Genomic DNA, 2,330 nt, shown 5'->3' on the forward strand with positions numbered 1-2,330 from the left:
TGTCCAGCTATCAAACCCCAGACGCGCTTCGCCGTCTTGGACGCACCCGACTCCAGGCCTGGCTGAAAGCGCGCGGCTGCCACAACAGCGCCAACGTCGCCAACAAAGCCGTCGATGCCGCCGATGCCGCCGAGGCCGCCGAGGCCCAACACACTAACCTCACGACCCAACCGATGGGCGCCATGTTGGTCGCCCGCCTCGCCGCCCAACTCCAAAACATCGACCACACCCTGACCGAACTCGACACCCAGATCGCCAGCTTGTTCCAGCAACACGCTGACGCTGAAATCATCATCATCAGCATGCCCGGCTTTGGCCCCCTACTCGGCGCGACATTCCTCGCCGCGACCGGGGGCACCATGGACGCATTCGATTCCGCAGACCGGCTCGCCACTGTCGCCGGCCTCGCGCCCGCCCCCAGGGACTCCGGCCGCATCAGCGGCAACCTGCACCGGCCCCGCCGCTTCAACCGCCGCTTGCTCCGAACCTGCTATCTCGCGGCGCTCTCGAGCCTGAAGAACAGCCCCGCCTCCAGGGCTTACTACGACCGAAAGCGCCGCGAAGGCAAGAGCCACAAACAGGCCCTCCTTGCGCTCGCCCGCCGACGCATCAACGTCCTCTGGGCAATGCTCCGCGACCACACCCTCTACCAGGAACCAGCCGAGATCCCGATGCTCAAAACCACTTGACAAAGACTGTGAGTCTTGGGGTGGCTGGTCCGGGACTGGCTGGCAGAGTTGGTGTTGGTCGCTCCGCCGTGGTCGTGACTCGTGACAAAACTGGCCCTCGCGGGTGCCTTGCCTATGAACTGTCCGGCCGTGGTGGGTGACCGACGCCGGCCCGGCCCACCTCAGTGGCTTAATAAGAAGCATGCCCGATCCGTGCGGATCGTGGCTCATCACAGGTATGCCCCGAAGTGATTCCTCTCCGGATCGGCGCCGGTCGTCAGCGACTGGATCATCGCCCATCTCAAAGAAAGGAACCCGGACACTATGGACACCACAGTTGCGCACACCCATCCGTTCGTTATCGGCGTGGACACGCACGCCAGAACCCACACCTACACTGTCCTCACGGCGGCAGGTCAGCACCTCGGAACCGAAACGTTCCCCAATACCGCCGCTGGTCGATCCCGCGCAATCAACTGGGCCGGGCGTCGCTCGGGCGGCGTCACCGATGCGCTCTGGGTGATCGAGGGAGCCGGGAGCTACGGCGCCCAGCTGGCCCACAACGTAGCGGACACCGGCTACCGTGTTGTTGAGGCCGCACGCATGGGCCGGACGGGCCGGCGCGGCATTGGGAAGCCCGACCCCCTCGACGCACGTCGGATCGCCGCCGCTGTGCTGTCCTTACCGGTCAATCAACTCCGCACCCCGCGGCAGGATGAGGGCGTGCGGGCAGCAGCGCAAATCCTCCTGACTGCCCGCGATGGACTCGCCGCTGAGCGCACCCGCGCGGTGAACGCACTCACCGCATTACTTCGGATTATCGACCTCGGCATCGACGCCCGACGTCCCCTCGGAGCACGCAAGATCGCCGAGGTCGCGCGCTGGCGCACACGAGAAGAAGCCCTCGCCGCGACCACCGCGCGCACAGAAGCAATACGTCTAGCCAAACGCATCCTCGAGTTAGACACCGAGCTCGACCAAAACATGACGCGTATTAGTGACCTCGTCGCAGCGAGCCCTGCAGCCGAGCTGCTGGAAAAAACCGGTATCGGTCCCGTCACCTCAGCCAGAACACTCGTCGCGTGGTCCCACCCGGGCCGGGTCAAGAGCGAAGCCGCTTTCGCCGCGATCGCCGGCGTGAATCCAATTCCCGCATCATCAGGCAACACCACACGGCATCGACTAAACCGTGGCGGAGACCGCCAACTCAACCGTGCCTTGAACATCATCGCGATGGTCCGAATGGTCCACGACCCGGGAACACACGACTACGTCGAACGCCGACGCGCTGAGGGAAAGACCGACCGAGAGATCCGCCGCATCCTCAAACGCTACCTGGCCAGAAGCATCTACCGGCACCTCAACACCGCGTCAGCCACAAAATTGGGGGTTGACGAGATATAGAAGCTTCATTGAGATTCCCAATGCCCGGGAATCACTCGGTCGTTGGCCTCGGCGGGCCGTTCACTCAACAGCACCTTGTCGCGAATTCGACCCGGAGCAGTGAGATGTGCAGCTCGCGATTTTCGAGGTGATCGTCCTCGTCGTAAGTGCCGGTGCAGGCGGACTCCGACGTAACCACGGCTGTGCACGTAGAGGCTTTGATAGATCGTCTCGTGGGATACCTGCAGTTCGTCCCGGCCGGCGAACACGGCTGCGAGG

At 64.0% G+C, this 2,330-nt stretch carries 2 protein-coding genes and 1 pseudogene; 2 read left to right on the forward strand and 1 reads right to left on the reverse strand.

Annotation, left to right across the window (positions count from 1 at the left end; translation table 11 throughout):
* Together CXY78_RS00125 and CXY78_RS00130 are read left to right on the forward strand one after the other, a co-directional pair.
* A partial coding sequence (locus tag CXY78_RS00125) for a transposase (protein ID WP_140425594.1) occupies positions 1 to 689 on the forward strand: 689 nt, incomplete at its 5' end.
* A 303-nt stretch (positions 690 to 992) separates the two neighbouring features.
* Entirely contained in the window at positions 993 to 2,072 is a 1,080-nt protein-coding gene (locus CXY78_RS00130; protein ID WP_104087444.1) for an IS110 family transposase, read from the forward strand.
* A 5-nt stretch (positions 2,073 to 2,077) separates the two neighbouring features.
* Here CXY78_RS00130 and CXY78_RS21310 read toward each other — a convergent pair.
* A pseudogene (locus tag CXY78_RS21310) lies at positions 2,078 to 2,330 on the reverse strand (IS30 family transposase); the annotation flags it as partial.

It is taken from the genome of Cryobacterium sp. N19 (genome assembly GCF_002929595.1).
In the GTDB taxonomy this organism is placed as follows: Bacteria; Actinomycetota; Actinomycetes; order Actinomycetales; family Microbacteriaceae; genus Cryobacterium; species Cryobacterium flavum.